The following is a 5,194-nucleotide window of genomic DNA, read 5'->3' as shown; positions in this document are numbered from 1 at the left end:
TTCAACGGTGGGTAGTTACTATAATGTCTTGCACTTAAATTACCCATGCCTTGGTATAGTTCACTAGCATTTGGTATAATAGATACCATGTTTTGCATTAATTCATCTGGGGTATGCAAATACGGGTTTACACCGCTTGAAACTAAATGACCATCCCAAATGAACCGATAAAAATCTTGAGACAAATTGGGTTCTGTAAATAGGAAAATTAGCCTAAAAATAATTCCGACACCTAATAAGAACCTGAAATTCAGTTTTTCAAACTGTATCAGTTTAAAACAGAAAAAGAAAAGTGCTACAAAAAGGGAGAGCAATTTTATAAAATCTGTACGATCTAAATGATAAGCGAAAGTGAAGTAAAATGCAAAACTTAATACTGCCAATATCAAGGAAACTTTGTGGAGTTTCACGTAATTTTTAAAGGTAATCGGCATTAGGGGTCTGGTTTTAGTAACAGGTCAATTTAATGGTTTTTATTGAAATATGATTTTAATTACCCATCAATTTTCCTAGAAGCTCTTTCATCATTTTTGCAGCTAGGTAAGCGGTCATATCATGAAAGTCTCGATCAGGGTTGTATTCTACTATGTCTGCGCCCACTACTTCGGTATCTATACTTTGAATTAAGTCTAAAACTTGTCGTGATGAGAGTCCGCCAGGTTCGTGATGAGAAACACCTGGCGCAAAGGCGGGATCAAAGCCATCCATATCTAAAGAAATGTAAAGCGGATTCTCAAATTTTGGGATAGCTTTTAAATCAAGATTTCGCATTTCATGAACATCCACATTATATTTTTTTGCTTGAGCTGCTTGGTGCGGATTTAATGTTCTGATTCCAACTTGAACAAGTTTTACTGCAAATCCGTTTTCCATAATACGGGCGAAAGGGCATGCATGAGAATAAGGGTCTCCTTCATAATCGTGGTATAAATCTGCGTGAGCATCAATATGTAAAATATCTAGTTTTGGGTAGTGTTCATGAAAAGCTTTTATAATAGGAAATGTTACAGAATGGTCACCACCTAAAGAAAGTAATTTTGAACCAGATTCAATATTCTTTTTGGTAATGGTTTCAATATCAAAATACTCATTGATGATAAAATCACCCTTGTCTGTAACAGCATCATTTTCTATAGATGTACCTAATTCGGTATATAGGTTCATAGAGTCGCTATACAATGCCTTTCTAATTAGGTCTGGAGCTTTTGCCGGACCTTGTTGAAAAGACGATTTGGCATCCCAATTTATTCCTTGAATAACAATATCCTTCATAATAGCTTTCGGTTTTAATGTAAAATTAATACATCGTATTTGGGTTTTCAGACTTCTCAGGAATTTGCTGAATGGAATCCCAATGTTCGCATATTTTTCCTTCTTCATCAAACCTAAAAAAATCCATCGTAACATATTGGTCATTGCCCGGCCATATTTGGTGGGTGTGTAGTGAGACTAAATCTCCTTCCGCAATACAGCGCACGAATTCAATAGATTTTTCTGGGTATTCTGCCTGCATTTGTTCAAAATAATCAATAAAACCTTGTGTGCCATTAGCAACTGCCGGGTTGTGCTGAATATATTCTTTGCCAACATATTTCTCTATGGCAAGTTTGGGTTTCCCTAAATATGCTGTTCGGTAAAATGCTATGGCATTTTCCTTATTTTTTCTAGTGTCATATGTACAGTGTTTACTCAATAATCTAGATTTAAATGTTTAGACGCTTACGTGGAAATATAATTAATTTTTCAATTCTTTGCCGTACCGCTATGCTTCTGGTCAATTTACTTTTTAAGCATAGCGGTAATAGGGAGCTTTAATTTTTTGTATTCATTGGGCAGGTCCAAAAAAGCTTCAGTGGTAAAACTAAAGGTATTGTTATCGTTGAAAATCCAATAGTTGTCTTCTAAAATGCCTGTTTCGCTAGTAATGTGATTTCTAGGTACTTCGTTGATAGAAAAATGGTGCATATCTGTATTGTACCAAATACCCATAGCACGTAAATCATTAGGGTCGTTATAATTGAGGCTTATGTGGGTTTCAATGGTAGTGCCGGTATTTTTAATGCTTAGATTCTTATTTGTAAAATGTTCTAACTCTTTCGCCCAAGGTGTTTCGTTCTCTCTCAAGTTGGCTATTTTATTCCATTGAGCCAATGTTGTAGCAGTATCTTTTTTAGATTGTATTATGGTAAAAAGTTTTTCTTGGATAATCTCTATTTTCTGATTTTCGGGATAAATGATTACGGTAGTCTTATCTGCTGCAATAGTGCTGTTTTCAATACCAAAAAATGAACCTACAAGAAAGAATATGATTTTAATTTGTTCCATTAAATGAAGTTTTATAATAGTGAAAATACGTTTTCTAATCTGTATCCAGGTAATACGCTATCCTGTAGTTTTTATGATTCTAATTTGTTTCGCTGTGAATTCAAATTTAAGAAAGAAAGTAGGTGTTAATTGCGTTTGGTGATTTTGCTTTATATTACTGCAAACAAATTCTAGTTCATGTTTTTTAAATAAATAATGAAGGGTAGACAAGAAAAATCAAAAAGCAGAAAAAAAACACCATGGCCAACAAAAGATACTATGCAGCAAGTCTATGAAAAGAAGCTTTGGGGTAGTGGTGGTGAAGATTTTTATTCTGGTGAAGGTTCTCATAAATTAGAAATTGTAAAACCTTATATCAACACATTAATTGCGTTTTTAACCTCATTTGAAAACCCCATTTCTGTATGTGATTTGGGTTGTGGTGATTTTAATGTGGGAAAAGAATTAGTGGGTTACACCAAGAATTACATTGCTGTAGATATTGTGCCAGAATTGATTGAACGTAATAAAGAGAACTATAAAGCGCTCAATTTAGAGTTTCTAAGTCTAGATATCGCTAAAGACACTTTACCTGTAGCGGATTGTGCCATTCTTCGTCAAGTGCTGCAACATATTTCTAATGACGAGGTAAAGCAAGTTGTGGCTAAGCTTGTTAATTATAAGTATGTAATAGTTACAGAGCATTTGCCAAATACAGATTTTACACCCAATTTAGATATTATCTCTGGTCAAGGTACTCGTTTAAAAAAGCAGAGTGGCATCAAACTTTTGTTGGCGCCATTTAATTTGAAAGTTGTAGAAGAACATGAACTATTGACGGTAGTAGATGCGCACGGTATTATTGTAACTACATTGTATAGGATGAATTGATTTATTAATCCTGATAAATATCATATTATAAATTCATGCTGTTATCTAGCTTTGATGGTATCATAAAAACAAAAATAGATGAGCAAAGTAGAAATAAACCAGGGAGAGATAAAAGTAAAATTCAATGAGCCAACTTCAGGTAAACTATCTTTTGAAGAATTAGGGATTTCTAGTGATGGTGCAAAATTAGAAGGCGGATTGCTTCGTTTAGTTTTTGATTTAGAAGTAATAGGTGAACATGATTATTATCAAGTACCTACTATAGAGTTGTTTTACGAAGAGAATATGTCTGAGACTCATTGGGTATGTGAATTTAACGGAAAAACAATACTTGATAAATTAGATCATTATGGTCATTCTACCATATTGTTATTAAATAGAAAGGTGTTGAGTGAACTAGAGCAACATCATGAAAATGTATTAATAGTTCATGCCGAATTTCCTCAACCGGCGAAATTAAATTTAAAAGAATCTTCTATTCGTTTATTTAAATAAATGAGAATAAATTTTTGAAAAAGGGTAGCGAAAGGTTTGTTGGTTTTATAGTGGTAGTTCAACGCAAGCAGACCTGTTAGATTTAGATTGTTGCTTAGTTCACAGGTCGTTTTCGCTATCCTTCTTTTTTTTACTTACTTCGAGAGGCGATATATTATTTTTTGATAAGAAAAAATAATAAACCTCCAATGATAAACGTAAGCACAAAAGGTAGATAGGTAAGCGATTTCTTAGTGCTTTTAGAGTTGTTGTCAATCCATTTTCCGTCTTCTAACGACACATTTATTGTATTTAGGTTTTCCTTGTTTAAAGTGTATTTTGTTTTTGGAAATTCATTAAGAGAAAAAATAACTGCGGATTGGCTATTATAGAGGTCGTAAAAGATTTCATTCCGTAGCTCTATACTTTTAGTTTTTAAAGGTAGATCAATTATTTCGGCGATTATTTTAGTTTCATGACCTAAAATTACTTTTGGATTTTTAAATTGAAGGGTGTCATTGTTGTTAAGAATAAAAAAGAATCTAGACCTAAAAAGCTGAAGCACTAATTCTTGAAATTCTTCTGGAGATTTGTAAGCACCTTCTCCATGAATATAATTTATCTCTTGTTGAAAAGCTGTTAATGAACTATTTAACTGCAGAACAATTTGTCCATTTTCGGTTTTTGAAATTATTATACTCGAAAATTCTGGATTATGTGCCCACAGTAAATTGCTAAAGACAAGAGAAACGGTAACTAATAGTAGTAAAATCGATTTTTTACTTAACATATACCCCGCGTAGTCCGTCAATAAAATTGTTGCTTCCAGCTTTATCTACATGGTAATGATAACCTCTTATCTCGTCATATTGACCTCTAAATTCATCTAAATCTGTTGCTTCGTTACCATCGGCATCCGTATTTGCGAAAATTGGATATCCGTCCATGGCATAGCCTATCATAGGTGCATGATTATCATCTTGTTCTATTTTTTTGGAAACACCTGTAGCTGCATGGTAATGATACCCTTCATGTAAATTTATATGTCCGCCGGCATCATCAAAAGGAGCAATGGTGTAAGCTGCTAGAATATTATCTACAGGAGCTGGTGCATTAAAAACAACACCGTTAAAAGCTAAACCTCTGTTTGAAGGTCCAATTCCTATACCACCTGGTGGTGGTCCCTTAGGTCTTTCACCATCTTTTGGACGTTCTGGTCTTTTACGACCATCTTCGCCACCGTTTGGAGGTCCAGATCTAAAAGCATATCCCTCAGGTGCTTTTTTAGGAGTAACTGGTATATAATAGGTGTGTGTCATTCCAGTTATATAGGAAGGTAAGCATTCAACACAAAAGTTTTTGTACTCTTCACCAACATTTGGATTTGCGGCATCATTACATTCCGCTTTAGTCTTTGTTTTGGTAATTTCACCTGTTGTTTTATCATAAAGCATCCAAGTGTCATCATTGAACAACGTGCCTAAATTTTTAATGAATTCGCCATCAATGTCATATATTTCACCTT

The 5,194-nt window shown here is 33.9% G+C and carries 7 protein-coding genes and 1 pseudogene; 2 read left to right on the top strand and 6 right to left on the bottom strand.

Translation table 11 applies throughout. The features are described from left to right. The 4 genes and pseudogenes from ABJI11_RS06080 to ABJI11_RS06065 all read right to left on the bottom strand — a co-directional run. Positions 1 to 383, bottom strand: a pseudogene (locus tag ABJI11_RS06080) (mannosyltransferase); the annotation flags it as partial. Positions 384 to 489: 106 nt separating this feature from the next. Continuing rightward, positions 490 to 1,272 carry an agmatinase gene (speB, locus tag ABJI11_RS06075; protein ID WP_348350379.1) on the bottom strand — a complete coding sequence of 261 codons (783 nt, stop codon included), beginning with the start codon at positions 1,270 to 1,272 and terminating at the stop codon, positions 490 to 492. Between the two features lie 25 nt (positions 1,273 to 1,297). Next, positions 1,298 to 1,693 (bottom strand): nuclear transport factor 2 family protein, encoded by a 396-nt coding sequence (locus ABJI11_RS06070; protein WP_348350377.1) that lies wholly within the window; start codon positions 1,691 to 1,693, stop codon positions 1,298 to 1,300. Positions 1,694 to 1,779: 86 nt separating this feature from the next. Beyond that, complete coding sequence (locus ABJI11_RS06065) at positions 1,780 to 2,325, bottom strand: hypothetical protein (RefSeq protein ID WP_348350375.1); 546 nt, start codon at positions 2,323 to 2,325, stop codon at positions 1,780 to 1,782. A 195-nt stretch (positions 2,326 to 2,520) separates the two neighbouring features. Between ABJI11_RS06065 and ABJI11_RS06060 the strand changes: the two genes are divergently transcribed. Together ABJI11_RS06060 and ABJI11_RS06055 are read left to right on the top strand one after the other, a co-directional pair. After that, the gene (locus tag ABJI11_RS06060) at positions 2,521 to 3,195 is read left to right on the top strand and encodes a class I SAM-dependent methyltransferase (RefSeq protein WP_348350373.1); all 675 of its coding nucleotides are present in this window, start codon (positions 2,521 to 2,523) and stop codon (positions 3,193 to 3,195) included. A 78-nt stretch (positions 3,196 to 3,273) separates the two neighbouring features. Further along, positions 3,274 to 3,690: a hypothetical protein gene (locus tag ABJI11_RS06055; protein ID WP_348350371.1), complete on the top strand. Its 417-nt coding sequence runs from the start codon at positions 3,274 to 3,276 to the stop codon at positions 3,688 to 3,690. A 154-nt stretch (positions 3,691 to 3,844) separates the two neighbouring features. On the opposite strand, the gene ABJI11_RS06050 is transcribed toward ABJI11_RS06055, so the two are convergent. Both ABJI11_RS06050 and ABJI11_RS06045 read right to left on the bottom strand, forming a co-directional pair. Beyond that, positions 3,845 to 4,459: a hypothetical protein gene (locus ABJI11_RS06050; protein ID WP_348350369.1), complete on the bottom strand. Its 615-nt coding sequence runs from the start codon at positions 4,457 to 4,459 to the stop codon at positions 3,845 to 3,847. Continuing rightward, a partial coding sequence (locus tag ABJI11_RS06045; RefSeq protein ID WP_348350367.1) for a YHYH protein occupies positions 4,449 to 5,194 on the bottom strand: 746 nt, incomplete at its 5' end. The genes ABJI11_RS06045 and ABJI11_RS06050, both read right to left, overlap by 11 nt.

The sequence above is a fragment of the Maribacter sp. genome (assembly GCF_039968975.1).
In the GTDB taxonomy this organism is placed as follows: Bacteria; Bacteroidota; Bacteroidia; order Flavobacteriales; family Flavobacteriaceae; genus Maribacter.
The sequence above is the reverse complement of the archived record's forward strand: the minus strand, read 5'-3'. Positions and strand labels throughout refer to the sequence as shown.